Here is a 17,651-nt window from a genome sequence, read left to right on the forward strand (position 1 = left end):
GTCAAACATAGCTGGTCGTGCAGATTTATGCCGTTACCAACGGCTCAGTGCTGCCTACCGGCGGCATTCGTGATCTATCTCTACCGCATTACCCTCTCCTATCGGTAAAATTTCCCAACTGATTGCGGATTAATGGATGCTCTGGAGGGCGAAAAGTGCTCTACCGTTTTAACGGAAGATGAAAAGTAGCGCTTATTTAACGGTATTCAGCCACTGGCGAGGTATCAGATTTTTCATGAGCATATTTCCACGTCCAGGTGTAGATAACTCAGGGCTATTCTTTGCCCACTCGATGCTGATGAGACCAAGGCCGTTGTTGCACCAAAATAGTCAGAGGCCGCCCTTCTACTCAATTACTCAATACTCTGCCAAGTGTTCTCGAAGTGATGCCCCACCTCTTTCTATCCTTGAAGGCCGATTCTGCGCAATCACAAGTGCTTCATACTCCGAGTATTTTTACACTAAAGGCCAGTAGGCAATCAGTATGGGTTGCACAATACTACTCCTCAAAGGCGCGCCAATAGTGCCCCCTCTGGAGTTACCCAATCATGCTAAAAAAATTAACGATAGCCATTGGTTTAGTCCTTACCACCGCTCCCATAGTAGCCAACGCCCATGACTGGGTTATTTCCACCAATGACGCTAAATACCAGCGGGTTAAAGACACCGATACCTTCTCACAATCTGGCCCTGGTGATTCCGTAGATATTTTCGATGCCTCAGTGAACCCACTCAAACTCTTGCACCGGGTTCCTGTAGCGGCAACTATTGCAGGCCCTCCTCAAGCAGCTGCCATTTCCAGCGATGGAAAATTGGCCATCGTTTCTGCGCCTAACCATTATGATGCTGAGCAGAAAAAGCCGGTCTATGACAACTATCTACAAGTAATTGATCTGAGTAGTGAACAACCGAAGGTTATTGCCAAGGTCGAGACCCTGGCCCACCCACAAGGGGTCGCGCTTTCCAAAGATGGCAAACTACTGCTAGTTGCCACAGTTGCCGGCACTCTTGAAGCCTATTCAATTGACGGCACACAACTAACTCGCACGGCTAATTTAATCTTGTCCAAAGGACGCCTGGCGAGTGTTGCTATCACTCCTGATGGAAAATCGGCACTTGTTTCTCTACGAAATGAAGGCGGCTTAGTCACCTTAAATATTGATAACGGTCATGTGACCAATAGCAAAGAAAGAGTTAGCTCGGGACTGGCTCCCTATAGTATTGATGTCAGCGCCGATGGCAAATGGGCCATTGTGGGTAATGTAGGTGGTTCTGGTCTACCGGGTACTCCAGGTATTCTTGCCGGTGATGCCGACAGCATTACGCTAATTGACATCAGCAAGCGCCCTTTCCGCGCCGTACAATTTATTACCACGAAAGCACTGCCAGAAGGCATTGCGATATCCCCCAACGGCGAGTGGATTGCCGCACAGACGATGGATGGCTCGCAACTAACGCCTGATAATCCTGGCGTCCATACCAACGGCAAGCTGCAACTATTTAAACTTAGTAATGGCCAGGCACATTTTGTGAATGAGCTTGACTCAGGCACAGCAGGTCAGGGGCTGGTCTTTGCCAAGGATAATAAAACCTTGATTGCTCAGTTTAACGTAGAAAAACAACTAGCCATATTCCAAATTCAGAGCGGAAAGTTGGTTGATACAAAAGAACGTATTGATGTACCTGGCGGCCCCTCTTCCCTACGCACCATGCCTCGCTAGCCAAGTTATATTCATTAAAACAGCCTCAGAATGTTTATGTGACGACACTCTGAGGCTGTTATCGTTATATTTTATTAACCAGGAAGCACTGAGAGAACTTTGCGAGTTATATCTCTATATAAATCAAGAAAGTTTAGGTCATAATGAAGACACGACCGCTGATGAAACGAATGATTTTGCAAAGCTCACGCAGGTAACTCTCTTCCAGTAAATGCTGTGACAATGGGGAGATTGTTATCCAAGCCTCGGTACCAAGTCTGGAGGAAGCTCCCAAACAAAATGACCTGCTCTAATACTTCTCCCATTCACTCACGGAAAAACACCTCAGACAGCGCTGGCATCCCCTTAGCCAAGCCGTCAGGTGATTGGGCAGCGAATCAAGTGCTACACCAAAGAGTGACCGTATCAGTTATGGGCTATGCCCCCGCACCGATCTAGCGTTAGTCATGCAGGCTGAGCAAAAACCAGAGAATTATTGCAGCACTACTGTATCCGAAGTTAATACGACAATATTAGATCAATAAGTAAACATTAAAATTTTGTTAAGTATTTAAAGCAGTTACCATAATTTTTATGGAACAGCCTTCAACACAGATAAAATAACAAGGGGGTGCATGCTCCATCACTAAACCACAGTTTACAAGGTTAGATTATTAGACGTAGGTATAATAATGACTCTTACTATTTTATTGATGATAGATATCCAAAATTTTCCTCCTCAGTGATATTTTAGCTTTATCCAACTACAGGTTTACTGTATAAAAATCTAAGTATCGTCAGAAACCCGCTGACAGGTCATGCATCATCCACCTGTGTGCTGCCCCTTCTTCAATAGGGGGCTATTGCGAATGGTCACTGAAATACCGCCACTATAGGCCGTAGGACAGTGAGGATTGGCTTCTTTTGGGGGAACTACAATGGATAATGCAGGTATGGCAGTACACGCAGGCGATAGCCTGGAAACCTCCTCTCTTCCTCCCAGCAGGAAAGTGCGGCTCTCCTCCCCGAAGATAGAAGCCAGGGTGCGTCCTAAAGTGCTTTACGTCACTCCGGAGCTTGCTGACTTTGTCAAAGTCGGTGGTCTGGGGGATCTGTCCGCGGCCCTGCCCCGAGCGATGCTGAAAGATTTTGATGTACGCATCCTGATTCCCGGTTTCCCTCGGGTAATTGAATCCGGCCACCCCATGATCTCGCTGGGGAGCCTGCCCGGTTATGCCGATATACCGGAATGCGAGCTGCTGCAAATTACCCTGCCGGATGGGCTTGTTGTCTTTACCCTCAAGCATGCAGACCTGTTCGAACGCCACGGTTCACCCTACATTGATGAGCATGGGCAAGACTGGCCGGATAACCATATCCGCTTTGCTCGTCTCTCTCTGGCCGCCGTACAGCTGGCCGGTCTCTCCGATTCCTGGTGCCCCGAGCTGCTTCACCTGAATGACTGGCCGACCGCACTGGCAGCAGGCTATGCACACTGGCTGCATCTGGATATTCCCAGCGTATTCACCATTCATAACCTTGCCCATCAGGGCATTTTCCCGATGGATTATTACCATTCACTGGGCATTCCCGAGTCGGCACTCAACGGCGACGAGATGGAATATTATGGTCAGCTGGCTTTGATCAAGGCGGGGCTTATATATGCCAACCAGATTACAACCGTCAGCCACACCTATGCGACCGAGATTCTCACTCCAGAAATAGGCTTCGGCATGGATGGCGCTCTGCGTATGCGAGCCGCAGAAGGATGCCTGCGCGGAATCGTCAATGGCATTGGCAGTGAATGGTCATCGGAGCATAGCCCAGAACTGAAACGGCACTTTTCCATTCATGATCTGGCGGGCAAACAGGCTAACAAGGAATATATTGAAGAGCTGTTTAACTTAACACCCAGTGAAGGGCCGCTTTTTTGCATCATTTCCCGACTTGTCCACCAGAAAGGGCTGGATATTATTATCGCTACGGCCAATACCATTGTGGAACATGGCGGCAAGCTGGCTATTCTTGGTACAGGTGAAGCGGGTATTGAAGGGGCACTGATAGAACTTTCCCAACGCTATCCGGATCAAATCAGCTGTCATCTTGACTTTGATGAGCACCGTTCCCACAACCTGTTTGGCGGCAGCGATTTTCTTCTGATGCCTTCCCGCTACGAACCCTGCGGTCTTTCCCAGATGTATGCGCAGGAGTATGGCTGCCTGCCGGTTGCCCACAAGACGGGCGGACTGGTCGATACCGTTGTCGATGATGTTACGGGAATTCTGTGTGATTCCATTGAACCCAGCGCATTTACAGAAACTCTCCAGCGTGCGTTGGCTATCTATGAAAACAAGGAGAGATTGCACGAAATGCGAGCAGCGGCGATGAATGCCGATTTCAGTTGGCAACAACCCGTCAAGGAGTACAAGGCCGTCTATGATCTCCTGCTGAAGCCCACCCTCCAGAGTGCAGCCTCGTGATCATTTAAGGTGGGATGTATAGAAAATCGCCATAAAGTGGCCGATAAATGTACTCAAGTGTTCTATATAAAGGGTTGGGAAGGGTGAATAGAAACGCGATTCATCCTTCTCATGGATGGATTTGACTGGGGAACCAACATGCCTAGCCGGGATAAGCAAACCCTGTTGCCATTGGATAGCGCGCGTGTACAGGCACTGGTGGATGGACGCGATGGCTCGGCTTATGAAGTGCTTGGTCGCTTCCCTTTAGCGGACAAGACAACCGCTGCAAAAAATACCTCCACGGGGGTGCGTATTTTCATGCCGGAAGCCGAGCGTGTTGAAGTCACTGACGCTCAGGGAAAATCATATGGCAGCTTGCAGGATACAGACGGCAATGGCCTTTTTACCGGTGAACTCACCAGTTCCCTAAAAGGGCACTATCGGCTGCGGGTTACATGGCCCAGCGGGGCTATTTCTGAAAGCGAGGACCCGTACGACTTCCCCCCCTCACTCAGTGATCTTGATCTTTATCTGATAAACGAAGGCACGCATCGTCATCTGGCGGATGCCTTGGGTGCCAACGTGATTGAGATCGACGGTATCAGCGGTACTCGCTTTGCGGTGTGGGCTCCCAATGCCCAGCGTGTTGCCGTTATTGGCGATTTCAACGGCTGGGATGGTCGGCGGCACCCTATGCGTGCCCGTGCCAGCTCAGGGGTATGGGAACTGTTCATCCCTGGTGTCAAGGCAGGTGAACGCTACAAGTATGCCATCACTCCGGCTGGCTCTTCCCCCGATGGGAAACCCTCCATAGAGAAGGCAGACCCTGTGGCACGGCAGGCTGAACTTCCACCGTCCACTGCCTCGATCGTGACCTCTCCCCTGCCGTTTGACTGGCACGATCAACAGTGGATGAGCGAACACGCCAGCAAGGACCCTCTCAGCTCAGCGATTTCGATTTATGAAGTGCATGCGACGTCATGGCGGCGTAACGCCCAGGGGGGCACGCTTGATTGGCATCAACTGGCTGATGAACTGATTCCCTATGTGCAGTCGCTCGGATTCACGCATATAGAGCTGCTGCCCGTGGCCGAATTTCCGTTCGGTGACTCATGGGGCTATCAGCCACTGGGACTGTTCGCGCCTACGGCACGGCTGGGGTCTCCCCATGATTTTGCTGCCTTCGTGGACCGTTGCCACTGTGCTGGCATTGGTGTGCTGGTGGATTGGGTCTCTGCCCATTTCCCCAATGATGCCCACGGCCTTGAACGTTTCGATGGCACTCCGCTGTATGAATATGCCGATCCGCGTGAAGGCTTTCATCAGGACTGGAATACGCTGATCTATAACTATGGCCGCCATGAAGTGCGAGGCTTTCTGATTGCCAGCGCGCTGGAGTGGATAGAGCGCTATCACATCGACGGGCTACGGGTGGATGCAGTGGCCTCCATGCTCTATCGCGACTACAGCCGCGCACCGGGGGAATGGGTGCCCAATGTAGACGGCGGGCGCGAAAACTATGAGGCCATGGTGTTTCTGCGCACGCTGAACCAGACCATCCATGAAGCTCACCCCGGCACCTTGATGATCGCCGAAGAGTCCACGTCCTGGCCTGGCGTCACCGCACCGGTGGCAATGGGCGGGCTAGGCTTTACCTTCAAATGGAACATGGGCTGGATGCACGACACCCTGCTCTACATGGGGCGCAACCCCATCTATCGCCGCTTTCATCATTCTGAAATTACCTTTTCCTTCCTTTATGCGCCGTCAGAAAACTTTATTCTGCCCCTCTCCCATGATGAAGTCGTACACGGTAAAGGCTCCCTGCTCAACAAGATGGTAGGGGCCGATAGCTGGCAGAAATGTGCGACATTGCGCGCCTATCTCGCCTTCATGTGGGGACATCCGGGCAAGAAGTTACTGTTCATGGGGGCTGAACTCGGTCAGTGGCAGGAGTGGAACTTCAATGCCGAGCTGGACTGGAAATTGCTGGATGATCCCCGCCATAAGGGCATTGCCAGAGTAATCGCTGATATCAACCGCCTCTATTGTCACCACCCCGCCCTGCACCATATTGATCGTGCGAGGGAAGGATATAGCCTGGTGATAGGCGACGACAGCGACAACGACGTACTGGCCTTTCTGCGCCAGCACGACGGTCGCTTTATGCTGATCGTCTGTAACTTTTCCCCCATTGTGCGCCATGACTATGACATCGGCGTTCCCAAGGGTGGGCAATGGCAAGAGATCTTCAACTCCGATAGCCATTTCTACGGCGGCACGGATGTGGGTAACTTTGGGGGCGTGGCGACACGTGATATACCTCATCATGGCTTCGATCATTCACTCTCTTTGTGCTTGCCCCCCTTGGCGACCCTGTATCTTGAACCGTTCGGTTAACTCCAGGCCGCCCCCCCAGCGGCGACCAGCCAGCAATGCCCTCTTCCACTTGTTAGTCTCATGAGAACATTCCTGATGAATGATTCCTATAGCAGCCCTGATGACAGCACCCTGGTCAACGATTTTCGTACCCTCATTGTCAACAAGCTCACTTATGCAGTGGGCGTATCATCGTCCCAGGCCACGCCACGCGAGTGGTTTGTCGCTGTTGCCCTGGCGGTGCGCGATAAGCTGGTCGATACATGGCACCTCTCTGCTGAACAGGAACAGCAGCGTGGCAAGCATGTGTATTACCTCTCAATGGAATTTCTCATTGGCCGGCTGCTGTTTGATAACCTCAATAACTCAGGCTGGCTCAAGGTAGCGGATCATGCCCTGCGTGATCTTGGTATCGACTTACAAACACTGCGTGAACTCGAACCCGATGCAGCACTGGGTAACGGCGGTCTTGGCCGGCTGGCAGCCTGCTACATGGAGAGCATGGCCACCCTTGATATTCCGGCCTATGGCTATGGCATTCGCTATGAGCACGGCATGTTCCGGCAATCCTTCGCTGATGGCTATCAGCAGGAAGAACCTGAAGACTGGCTGGAGCAAGGTAACCCTTGGGAGTTTGCCAAGCCGCAAACGCGCTGGCGAATCGGCCTGGGGGGTGAGGTAACCGAGGATGAACACGGGAAAAGCACTTGGCTACCCGAGACTGACATACTGGCCACGGCCTACGATATTCCAGTGGTCGGCTGGCGTGGCAAAACCACCAATACCCTGCGCTTATGGCGAGCAGAGGCAGAGAACGGCCTGGCCCTTGATCTGTTCAATGCAGGCAAGCATGTCGAGTCAATGTCGGCAGATGATCAGGCACGCGCCATTTCCCAGATCCTTTACCCGGGCGATGACAATGAGCCCGGAAGAGAGCTACGCCTGGCACAGGAATTCTTCTTTACTTCCGCCTCACTACAGGATTTGATCCTGCGCTTTCTGCAACAGGATAGTGACTTCACCACGCTGCCGGAACGGGCCGCCATCCAATTAAACGATACCCACCCCGCCCTGGCCGTGGCGGAGCTTATGCGCCTGCTGGTCGATAGTCACGGCGTCAACTGGGACGATGCCTGGCACATTACCGTCAATACCATTGCCTATACCAACCACACCCTTCTGCCGGAAGCGTTGGAAAAATGGCCGTTGAGCACGATGGCCCGCCTGCTGCCGCGCCATTTGCAGCTGATTGAGCAGATCAATACACAGCATCTCCAGGAATTGAGTACACGCGGCATTGATGACGCCGAACTGCTCAAGGATGTGTCGCTGATCGATTATGTTGAGGCCAGGGATAGCGATAGCAGAAAAGCGAAGAAGAAGAAAAAGGACAAGAAGAAAGAGAAGCACGGCAAAGTGAATGCAACATCCGAACATCAGCTTCAGGTGCTGCCTGAAGGCACGGTGAAAATGGGTAACCTTGCCTTCCTCGGCTCACACAGCATCAATGGGGTGTCGGGGCTGCATACCGAACTGATGCGGTCGACCATATTCAAGCATTTCAACCAGTTATATCCGGACCGCATCAATAACAAAACCAATGGGATTACCTTCAGGCGCTGGCTGTTTGACGCCAACCCGCGCTTGACCGAGCTGCTGGTCGCCACCCTGGGTGAGGATGTGCTGGATCATGCCGAGACTCGCTTGAAGGAGCTGGCACCCTATGCAAGCAACGCTGAATTCCGCCACGCATTCAGTCAACAGCGCCAATTAGCCAAGCAAAAACTCATTGATACGGTCAATGAACAAGTCGGTATATCCCTGAATCCGGACGCGCTCTTTGATGTACAGATCAAGCGGATACATGAGTACAAGCGGCAACTGCTCAACGTGTTGCATATAGTCGCGCTGTACCAGTCCATTCTTGATGACCCGCACAAACAGATTATACCGAGAGTCAAGATTCTCGGTGGCAAGGCAGCCCCCAGCTATCGTCAGGCCAAGCTGATTATCAAGCTCGCCAATGACGTAGCGCGCACCATCAATGCCAATGCGGATCTTCAGGATGCTCTGAAAGTGGTCTTCCTGCCCAACTACAACGTCAGTCTGGCGGAAATCCTCATTCCTGCGGCAGACCTCTCCGAACAAATCTCGACGGCTGGCTATGAAGCCTCAGGCACCAGCAATATGAAGTTTGCGCTCAATGGCGCATTGACCATTGGCACAATGGACGGGGCCAATGTCGAGATGAGCAAGCTGATTGGTCAGGAGAACATGTTTATCTTCGGCATGGATGCTGACGAGGTAGATACACTCAAGGCCAACAATGCCTTCAATGCCAAGCAGGTGGTCGAATCATCGCCCCGCCTTGCCAAAGCCTTGAAGGCCATCCGTTCAGGCGCGTTTTCTCCCGAAGAGCCGGATAGATATGTCGGGCTGGTCGATGGCCTGCTGGAACATGATGCGTTTTTTATCTGTGCAGACTTTGATGCCTACTGGAAGGCCCAGGGTGCGGTGGAGCAGGCATGGCTGCAACCTGATCAATGGTGGCAGGCCGCGATACTGAATACCGCCAATACTGGCTGGTTCTCGGCAGATCGTTCCATCAATGAGTACGCCAGAGATATCTGGGGAGTACGCGGAGATAAAGCCAATGATTGACAATACTCCCCTGTCAGACGAAGAAAAACTCGATGCCCATCGTTTCGGCTCACAAAACGGAGGGCCGGTAGATGTCATCGCTGGCATCGCTCTGTCTGAAGAAGATGTGCAGCGAATGCAGGATGCCAGCAACAGTGTTCGTGTCCGCGAAGGTTCCGCGTATCCACTGGGCGCCACCTGGGATGGACTGGGGGTCAACTTCGCCCTGTTCTCGGCCAATGCCACGAAGGTGGAGCTATGCCTTTTCGATGATGAAGGTACGGAAACCCGTGTCGAGCTACCCGAATATACCAATGAAGTGTGGCATGGCTACTTGCCCGATATTCGCGCAGGACAGCTTTATGCCTATCGGGTATATGGCCCATATGATCCTGAAAATGGTCACCGCTTCAACCACCACAAGCTGCTTCTGGACCCCTATGCCAAACAGATTGTCGGCGACCTGATCTGGGATGATGCGCTGTTTGGCTATATCGTTGGGCATCCTGACGGCGATCTCTCCTTTGATACCCGCGACAGCGCCCCCTTTATGCCCAGATGCCGGGTCATCGACCCCGCGTTTACCTGGGGGCGCTCCACGCGTCCCACGGTACCGCTCGATGAAGCGATCATTTATGAGCTACATGTGCGTGGCTATACCAAGCTACATCCTCATGTAGATGAGCGGTTTCGCGGCACCTTCTCCGGCCTGATGGCCCCTCATGTAGTGGAATATATCCGCCACCTCGGGGTGACCTCGGTCGAACTGCTGCCCATGCATTACTTTGTGGATGACCGAGGGCTACAGGAAAAAGGGCTCCACAATTACTGGGGTTACAACACGCTAAGCTTCTTTGCGCCCCACCCCCGCTACATGGCTACCGAGAACGTCAATGAATTCAAGGAAATGGTCGCACGCTTTCATGCCAGTGGCCTGCAAGTCATCCTTGACGTGGTTTATAACCATACCGCTGAAGGCAACGAGCTGGGGCCAACCCTATCGTACAAGGGCATCGACAACGCCACCTACTATCGCCTGATGCCGAATGACAAGCGCTACTACATCAACGATACCGGCACCGGTAATACCCTCAACCTGAGCAGTCAGAGGGTGTTGCAGATGGTTACCGACTCCTTGCGCTACTGGGCCCATGAAACCCATGTGGATGGCTTCCGCTTTGACCTGGCCACGATTCTGGGGCGTGAAGATGACGGTTTTGATGAAAATGGCGGCTTCCTCGATACCTGCCGCCAGGACCCTATCCTTAGCGTGTGCCGATTGATTGCCGAACCCTGGGATCTTGGTCCCGGCGGTTATCAGGTGGGAGGATTCCCCCCCGGCTGGTCGGAATGGAACGACCGCTTTCGCGATACGGTAAGAAGCTTCTGGCGTGGTGATGACAACGTTATGGGCGACCTGGCTACCCGCGTCGTAGGCTCGGCAGACCTGTTCAACGAACGTGGCCGACGCCCGGACGCTTCCGTCAACTTCATTACCGCGCACGATGGCTTCACCCTGCACGACCTGGTGACCTACAGTGATAAACACAATGATGAAAATGGTGAAGATAATAACGACGGCACCAATCACAACCTCTCCTTCAACTACGGAGTTGAAGGGGAAACTGATGATGAGCAGATCAACACCATTCGCCTGCGCCAAATGCGCAACATGATTGCCATGCTCATGTTCTCCCAGGGCACCCCCATGCTCTTGGCAGGGGACGAATTTGCCCGCACCCAACAAGGCAACAACAACGCATATTGCCAGGATACCGAGATAAGCTGGGTAAACTGGAAAATGGATCAGAACAGACGCTCATTGCTGCTGTTTACCCAACACGTCATCGGCCTGCGCAAACGCAACCCAACCCTGCGCCGCACCCGCTTCACTACCGGTATCTTCAACGAAGTTGCAGGGGTCAAGGATGTCACCTGGCTAAGGCCCGATGGCAAAGAGATGCAAGAACAGGATTGGGAACAGCCCCATGCCAGAAGTCTCGCCATTTTGCTGGATGGCCGCGCCCAGCCCACGGGAATCCGCCGCCCAGGCTGGTATACCACGCTACTATGGCTGGTCAATGCGCATGTAGAAGCGGTGACCTTCCAGCTTCCCAAAGCCTCGGAAGGCACACACTGGGAAAGGCTGATTGATACCTATGAAGATGACCCCAGCAGGGAGGAGTGCCCACTGCTCTCCATGGGCTATCTGTGTGAAGCGCGAAGTATGGCATTGTTTAAACTTAGCCATGATTAAAGCGCCGGTTTAAGGAGGTTTAAGGTTAAAAACCGAGGCCATTGCCTGTAGCGAGCTGTAATTGGGAGCTGCTACAGGTGGTGAGGGTTGTATGGTTGGGGGGCAGGAGGGGTTACGCCCCTAGCTGTAACTTCTAGGTAGGTTGCTGGCTCGGCCCCAATCCTGGAAGACTGAAGAAGTCGAATCCACAACCGAAGAGTTCTTCAACGTAACCGATTTTAGCCTCTTTTCGCCACGTAGTACTTGATTATGCGAAGCGCGTAACGCGCACTCACGGCAATGAAGTAAACTTTTGACGAATACCTTTAGTTTAAATTCTCCAATATTTATTCACTGCACTACAACTCTCTTAAATTAAAAACATCATATATTGAGTTAGTTCACTAACGGTTAGCCCTGAAGGAAAAAAATATTTTCAACAATGATATAATTAAGAATACGCCCAGAGAGCCAAACCAACCGAGCATAAGTCCTTTAAACACAAAGCGAACAGTATCATTCCACGTTATCATAGATAGAAATATTTTTAAATAATAATAAACCAGTATTATAACACAAATACTTGCACAGCTTATTATTCCGTTTAGCAACGCATCTTCTTTTGCATCTAACTTATCGCCTTTATTTTTTATCGTTTCGGGGTATACAAATGTGACCATTACCCCTAGAATCGTGAATAATATTGCTGAAAAAGTTAATAATGTATCGAGATATTTTTCCAAATCCTTACTGTCATAATTCATATCATGAGCTCCTGCAACACCTGATATGATCATAATTATTGGAATCCCAATTCTATTTATATTCTTCACTTTAAACACACTCTAAAAATAAAATAAAAAATCAACATTCCAAACAAAAATAAAAATTCTAACTACGATTCCATCATAACATAAATAGACACAACACATTATTTAAATTCAGTTATTTATAAATCAACCATCTAGAAATACCATGAATTATACCACCCGAAGAATTTTTGCTACTTTTTTGCAGCTCTGCATTTCCGAAGCTCAGCCCGAGCCCAGACAGATACCTCTGCTCTGCCATGTCACTGCACAGCTCTTGCTTCTCTTCAGCGAGGTCCCGAGGTAATTCTATCCATCTTGTGATTCCAGCTTGTCACAGTACATTTTTAAAATGCACTAAAACATGAGTTACCAGCAATAAACCTTGGGGATATTTTTGGATTATTTTTCATACACATTTTGAAAGCCATAAATACTGCACAAAGACTATGCAACTAGGAATAAGTTCGTTAAATAAAAGGGGCAAATCATGGGTTTGAAACCAGGACCAAAACCAATAGCCAAGTCTACTGGCAAACCAGATCAACCTCGACGTGACAACAAAAAACTCTAGGGAACACTCCGGGCTTAAAGCCGAGAAAATCTTAAACCAAATAACGCAACCTCAATATCGAGTCAAATTAAGCGGTACTGACTCTTGTTAATAAAGCCCAAAACACACTTTTGCCCCAAATGAGTTTTAAATACTATTTAAATCAATAAGAAATTCTAATAGGAATAAGCCTCGCGATGAATACGAGGCTCACATACGACTAGATTTTTACCACTAATTCAGAATTATGGTATACAGCATCGTTTATATTTCTTACCACTGCCGCATGGGCAAGGCTCATTTCTTCCAACTTTTCTACCTTCTATCTGCGGCTGCTTACCAAAGGAAATTTTTCTTACGTCTTCTATATGATGCTCTGGTGAAATAGGCTTTAGGTCAGCAACTAACCTATCCATTTCACCTGATTGGTTCCACTTGCTTTCGTGGTATGAAGCAAATCGGAGCTTATCTTTAGTTGGGCTAAAACAACATCCAACCCAAGATTCTGCTTTGCATGTGTATTTTCGCTTATCACAATGTGTAACCAGTCTCTTATAGGCAGTATCATTATCATCTTCATTACAATGGACAGTTAAACCAGTTTTTTCCTCTAACAAGGGAAGAGATATATCATGGTGATGATGATCTTTTTTAAATTGAGTAATCATCTTTGAAATTGCTTTATTGAGTAGATCTATACTATTACCACTCATAGATAGAAGGTGTAATCCTAGCTTCTGAAGACAATAATCTGCCGAAAACTCAATATCATCGATAATTCTTCCAATATGAGACTTTCTAGGAAATGTGAGAAAGCCTTCAGGAGTTTTTGGGCCATCATAACCATCTCTTCTGGCTAAAATGGCTAATTCAAGATCTGTGGAAATATCATCGTCAATCATAACTAGCGTTGGATCTTCCTCAAAGTATAAGTTTTGCTTTATGTAAGTTGAAAGAATTATTAGTTCATGATTAGAAAGAATTGAATCACCATAGTCACTCCGTTTATTAAGATAGTCGATAACCCAAAGAGGAGATGGCAACATTTCTGTAATCAGATCCATTAAAAACACATCCATTACATAAGGGTGTTTTATTACATTGGTTGTTTTATATTTCAGAAAGTGCCGAGCTTGGGCAGCAAGAGCTGGGAAGTGATCTGATACGATACAAACAGGAAATATCGTCTTGAAATCTGATTGAATATTAACTTCTTTTCCAAATTCGTCTTTGAAAATATAACCTTCTTTTTGCAACAGTTGGCTACACAAGTCGGCTTGGTCATAGGCATCTTGAATCGCTTTTTTAAAATCATCTTCAAGCTGCTGACTATTACCTTTACGAGCTTCAATAGTGAGCTTCTTGGACTTAGCTTGCACTACTATCGCGAAACGACCAAATGTGACTAAAACGTCAATTTCGCCAGCTTTGTCTTTACCATCGAAGATATCGAGATTGGTTAATACATTCTCTTTGCCAAATACTAATGCTAGGCGTTCAGCGGTAAAACCCTCAGTAAAAGCACCTCTGTGTTTGCTTGCAATAGACTTGTAAGCTTTGTCTTCGTTAAACCAAAAGAATGGGCTTTCATAAAGAGCTTCCCATAAACTGTAGGCTTGAAAACTGACGAAGGTTTCTTCGCCAATTTTTATTATAGGAAACGCATTCTTATGATTAAAATCATCTACAGATTTAAAGCATTTCATTCCTTCTTCGGGCCTGGCTGATAAAGCTGCGATCACAGCCTCGACAACCTCTTCGCCTAAACCACTTTGTGTTACCACTTCAGAGATAGTAAAAATGACATAGGTAGGTGGTATGGCAATGACCAGCTTTTTGCTGAATAGGCTAACTGATTGGCTTTTTCTAGTTGAATTTGTTCTATAGCCGAAATAACATGGACTGCTTGAGAGATTTTAAACCCTTTGTTTGCCTCAACCCAATCCTCATCAAGAGAATATCTTCGCTTGGCTAAATCTCTATATTGATATTTAAAAACCCCATCCCCTCCGTAAAAAATAGCTTCTCGCATAAAGTGATTTTTATCTCTGTTTGGGGCTAATTCTCGCATGAACTCACCAAAATTAGGGATATCATCACCACCCTTGGGACCCAATTTTTCAGACAAGGCAGCAAAGTCTAGTGGTGGATAAAAGCTATGATGTAATTCATCGAGAAGATGCCAGACATGTTCCGCTCTTTTTTTAATTCATCTAAGCTCAGTTGCTTCGCCCTGAATCCGCTTTTACACGCTAAACCAATGAGTATTAAAAGCTCTGTTCTGGATAAGCGAGTTCTATCAAATGCCTGCGCGAAGGCTTCAGCGTCCAACTTTTCACCAGAAAAATGAATAAAAGTGTCTTTCCAACAGAAAAAAGCTATAACTTCCCAGAAACCTTCTTGGGCAGCAATTACCTCTAGCTCATCAAAAATTTCTTGCTCAGTTCTCATAGTGTCCCGTGATGTGTGGTTACTTATATTAAATTTAACACATACTGAAGCATATCAATTAGAAGCAGGCCTTGTTTTTCATTAGTTATTTTAATCAATAGCCACGGTATTACAGCAATGATACAAAATAGTTTCTGTCCAGAAACAAGTTACAGCTTCACCATAATCGGTTTTATGTATGTAAATAAGCAGAACACAACAACCAATGACACCTCAAGCAGTATCTAAAGCATTAGCAGCAGTTCGCAAAGATTTTTGCTTCCTGCTAACAGGCCACGAAAAAGCCAACCTAAATTTTAGCCGCTAAAATTTAGGTTGTGGCCCAAGGAGGCTGAAGCCCTAAATCGCTGTAAACACCCTCCAGAGGCTCAAGATCAAGAGGCCATTTTCGATATAATGACGCACGAAACCTTTTTGCAAGAAAGTACATTAAAAGAACAAACGGATGCCTAAATTCTACCGAACCGGCTTGCCTCTCTTTAATCTTTTCACTTACATAGGAATAATTTGGATCTTCAAGGAAAGCTAAAAACTCATCTGTTGAAGTTTTTTGTAATAAATCACTAATTGAGTTGAGTAAATGGTCTGCACTTTTACTATCATCAATGAGCTGAATGTCACCAAGACGTTTTTTCGCTTCGGTGTTGATGGCATTCTTCCATGCATTTATATCGGCCGTCGCATTTTCTAATAAAATCTTTGCATTACACAATAAATCATCAGTAGTTTCCATCAGAGCCATACTTTTTGCGAATGTTCTGTGGACCTCTGGTGAAGCCGCTATATTACCTTTATAGATAGTATCATGAGTAAGCTCCGCATAAGCATGTTGAAGCAAAGTCCTTAATTGCACTTCGCAGGGGGTGCCTTCTTTTATCTGAACACCTTTGTGCTCAATATCCCTAGCGGCGTAAACAATATAGTGAACAGATTGATAATCAAATAGTCTCGGATCATCACCTTTCCACTCATCAAATTCTTTATCCTTTGAATAAGCCCAACTTGTAGCTTCTTCAACTATATTACACAACAGCTCAAGTTGAGATGTTAGCAGCACAACAAATCGAATGCCTGCTTTATCAGTGATTTCCTTGTAAGGGTCTTTATACTTGTTCCGCTTCCTGATAAATGCCTTCGTGACCAGAGAATCCACCTGTTTTACTCTTTGAGATGGTGGTATTTTCACCCATTCCAAGTACGCACTTTTTGTTCCCGCATGAGACAAAATACTGGAATCAATTTTAATCAGTACAAAGTCAGCCCATGCTTTATACATGGGCAATTCAGCTTCATACAACTGGATGAACTCGTCGCGTTTCACTATTCTTGCTCAGTCAGCTTACCCTGTATTCTCAGGGTAGTATGTTCATCAGTAACGTCAATAACCTGAACCATTTCTTCAAAAGTATCAGCTGGAGCTGTCAACTTAACGCTGGAAGAGAAGTTCATTTTACGATGTTGCAACTTCCTCTTAATTAAAGAGTTATCTTTAACTATTGCGTTAGTTGGAAAATTTTTACTTTCCATGTAAGCAGCATAATCATCTCTTAATTCCTCTTCCATGAATTGGTCAGCGAAACTACTAGTCTGAACTGTATTGCTTTGATCAGTTTTCAGGTATGTGTGTAGAGCTTGTTGAAGATCGACCTTACTTTCTGTCGACAGATCAGAATCATTAATGAAATTTTTTGTATATTCAAAAAAGTCCCGAGTTCTCTGCTCTGAGTTTTCAGGAATTCTTAAGCCCAAGAAACCAGAATAAAAATACCTTGCAGCCTTTCTATCATCTTTTGCTTGGATGTTACTATCAAAAACATAGGCTTCAAAGTCGTCAGCATTTCTAATTTCATTACTAACACTTTCCCTGCTTATTTCAACAAATGCACCAACTTTGTAGAGTTTCGCTTGAGGAGTAAGTATTAAGTTGTCCAAGTAATCCATAACAATCTTATCACTCTCTTCTTTTCCAACGAACCCTGCTTGCTGCTCTGCTTTAATGATGAATAAGCATCTTTTATTCACAGCTCCAGCAGTTCCATCAATAATTACTAAAGTTCCTCCAGGCCAGCTCTTGCTTGTATGAGCGGTGGTATGCAACTCAGCAATTTCTACTGAATTTTTTATAAAACTAGCATCGTCATCAGTTAAGAGTCGGGTAGCACAATGAAAACAGCTAGCAGCGCCATCCTGAGCTATGTCCATTTGCAAGCTGTGCGAACCATTACCGAGTACACTACTGATACGCTGTTGTAGCTTATCTAAACCAGTACCAGCTAACTGTGTTAATACACGACTAGGAAACGGATCAACACGCCCTTCATCGTTAGGCTTATAGACGTTATGTAAAATTATTCTGTGAAAATTAAGGTTATCAAATGTAAAAGTCATTAAAAGCACCACTCCCTACATTATTTTTTATTT

Annotated in this window: 10 protein-coding genes and 2 pseudogenes; 5 read left to right on the forward strand and 7 right to left on the reverse strand. The window is 47.4% G+C overall.

What is annotated here, in order from left to right; translation table 11 throughout:
* The first annotated feature begins 548 nt into the window (after positions 1–548).
* The 5 genes from L881_RS0102695 to glgX all read left to right on the forward strand — a co-directional run bounded on the left by L881_RS0102695 (position 549) and on the right by glgX (position 11,438).
* Positions 549–1,721 carry a YncE family protein gene (locus L881_RS0102695; RefSeq protein WP_025732186.1) on the forward strand — a complete coding sequence of 391 codons (1,173 nt, stop codon included), beginning with the start codon at positions 549–551 and terminating at the stop codon, positions 1,719–1,721.
* Between the two features lie 932 nt (positions 1,722–2,653).
* Complete coding sequence (gene glgA, locus L881_RS0102700) at positions 2,654–4,180, forward strand: glycogen synthase GlgA (protein WP_025732187.1); 1,527 nt, start codon at positions 2,654–2,656, stop codon at positions 4,178–4,180.
* 138 nt (positions 4,181–4,318) lie between these two features.
* Positions 4,319–6,562, forward strand: a complete 2,244-nt coding sequence (gene glgB / locus L881_RS0102705) for a 1,4-alpha-glucan branching protein GlgB (protein ID WP_025732188.1) — start codon at positions 4,319–4,321, stop codon at positions 6,560–6,562.
* 75 nt (positions 6,563–6,637) lie between these two features.
* On the forward strand, positions 6,638–9,202 hold the full coding sequence (locus L881_RS0102710) for a glycogen/starch/alpha-glucan phosphorylase (RefSeq protein ID WP_025732189.1): 2,565 nt from the start codon (positions 6,638–6,640) through the stop codon (positions 9,200–9,202).
* On the forward strand, positions 9,195–11,438 hold the full coding sequence (glgX, locus tag L881_RS12705; protein WP_084055375.1) for a glycogen debranching protein GlgX: 2,244 nt from the start codon (positions 9,195–9,197) through the stop codon (positions 11,436–11,438). The genes L881_RS0102710 and glgX overlap by 8 nt, the downstream gene beginning before the upstream one ends.
* A 383-nt stretch (positions 11,439–11,821) precedes the next feature.
* Here glgX and L881_RS0102720 read toward each other — a convergent pair whose 3' ends face one another.
* The 7 genes and pseudogenes from L881_RS0102720 to L881_RS0102735 all read right to left on the reverse strand — a co-directional run bounded on the left by L881_RS0102720 (position 11,822) and on the right by L881_RS0102735 (position 17,618).
* Positions 11,822–12,181: a hypothetical protein gene (locus L881_RS0102720; RefSeq protein ID WP_025732190.1), complete on the reverse strand. Its 360-nt coding sequence runs from the start codon at positions 12,179–12,181 to the stop codon at positions 11,822–11,824.
* Between the two features lie 843 nt (positions 12,182–13,024).
* A pseudogene (locus L881_RS14090) lies at positions 13,025–13,102 on the reverse strand (SEC-C metal-binding domain-containing protein); the annotation flags it as partial.
* 930 nt (positions 13,103–14,032) lie between these two features.
* A pseudogene (locus tag L881_RS14095) lies at positions 14,033–14,485 on the reverse strand (nuclease-related domain-containing protein); the annotation flags it as partial.
* A 71-nt stretch (positions 14,486–14,556) separates the two neighbouring features.
* Positions 14,557–14,907 carry a hypothetical protein gene (locus tag L881_RS13890; RefSeq protein ID WP_211238877.1) on the reverse strand — a complete coding sequence of 117 codons (351 nt, stop codon included), beginning with the start codon at positions 14,905–14,907 and terminating at the stop codon, positions 14,557–14,559.
* Between the two features lie 11 nt (positions 14,908–14,918).
* A complete protein-coding gene (locus L881_RS13895; protein WP_034578224.1) occupies positions 14,919–15,230 on the reverse strand; it encodes a hypothetical protein in 312 nt (103 codons plus the stop codon).
* 310 nt (positions 15,231–15,540) lie between these two features.
* On the reverse strand, positions 15,541–16,551 hold the full coding sequence (locus L881_RS0102730) for a GTP pyrophosphokinase (RefSeq protein ID WP_034578236.1): 1,011 nt from the start codon (positions 16,549–16,551) through the stop codon (positions 15,541–15,543).
* Positions 16,551–17,618, reverse strand: coding sequence for a nucleoid-associated protein (locus L881_RS0102735; protein ID WP_025732192.1), 1,068 nt, complete (start codon positions 17,616–17,618; stop codon positions 16,551–16,553). The genes L881_RS0102730 and L881_RS0102735 overlap by 1 nt, the downstream gene beginning before the upstream one ends.
* Positions 17,619–17,651 lie beyond the last annotated feature (33 nt).

This window comes from Carnimonas nigrificans ATCC BAA-78, from assembly GCF_000526695.1.
Classification (GTDB): domain Bacteria; phylum Pseudomonadota; class Gammaproteobacteria; order Pseudomonadales; family Halomonadaceae; genus Carnimonas; species Carnimonas nigrificans.

What these genes read in the sequence shown, in the direction of transcription:
- L881_RS0102695 (WP_025732186.1), top strand. Translation starts at nt 549, where the DNA reads ATGCTAAAAAAATTAACGATAGCCATTGGTTTAGTCCTTACCACCGCT.
- glgA (WP_025732187.1), top strand. Translation starts at nt 2,654, where the DNA reads ATGGCAGTACACGCAGGCGATAGCCTGGAAACCTCCTCTCTTCCTCCC.
- glgB (WP_025732188.1), top strand. Translation starts at nt 4,319, where the DNA reads ATGCCTAGCCGGGATAAGCAAACCCTGTTGCCATTGGATAGCGCGCGT.
- L881_RS0102710 (WP_025732189.1), top strand. Translation starts at nt 6,638, where the DNA reads ATGAATGATTCCTATAGCAGCCCTGATGACAGCACCCTGGTCAACGAT.
- glgX (WP_084055375.1), top strand. Translation starts at nt 9,195, where the DNA reads ATGATTGACAATACTCCCCTGTCAGACGAAGAAAAACTCGATGCCCAT.
- L881_RS0102720 (WP_025732190.1), bottom strand. Translation starts at nt 12,181, where the DNA reads ATGAATTATGACAGTAAGGATTTGGAAAAATATCTCGATACATTATTA.
- L881_RS13895 (WP_034578224.1), bottom strand. Translation starts at nt 15,230, where the DNA reads ATGAGAACTGAGCAAGAAATTTTTGATGAGCTAGAGGTAATTGCTGCC.
- L881_RS0102735 (WP_025732192.1), bottom strand. Translation starts at nt 17,618, where the DNA reads ATGACTTTTACATTTGATAACCTTAATTTTCACAGAATAATTTTACAT.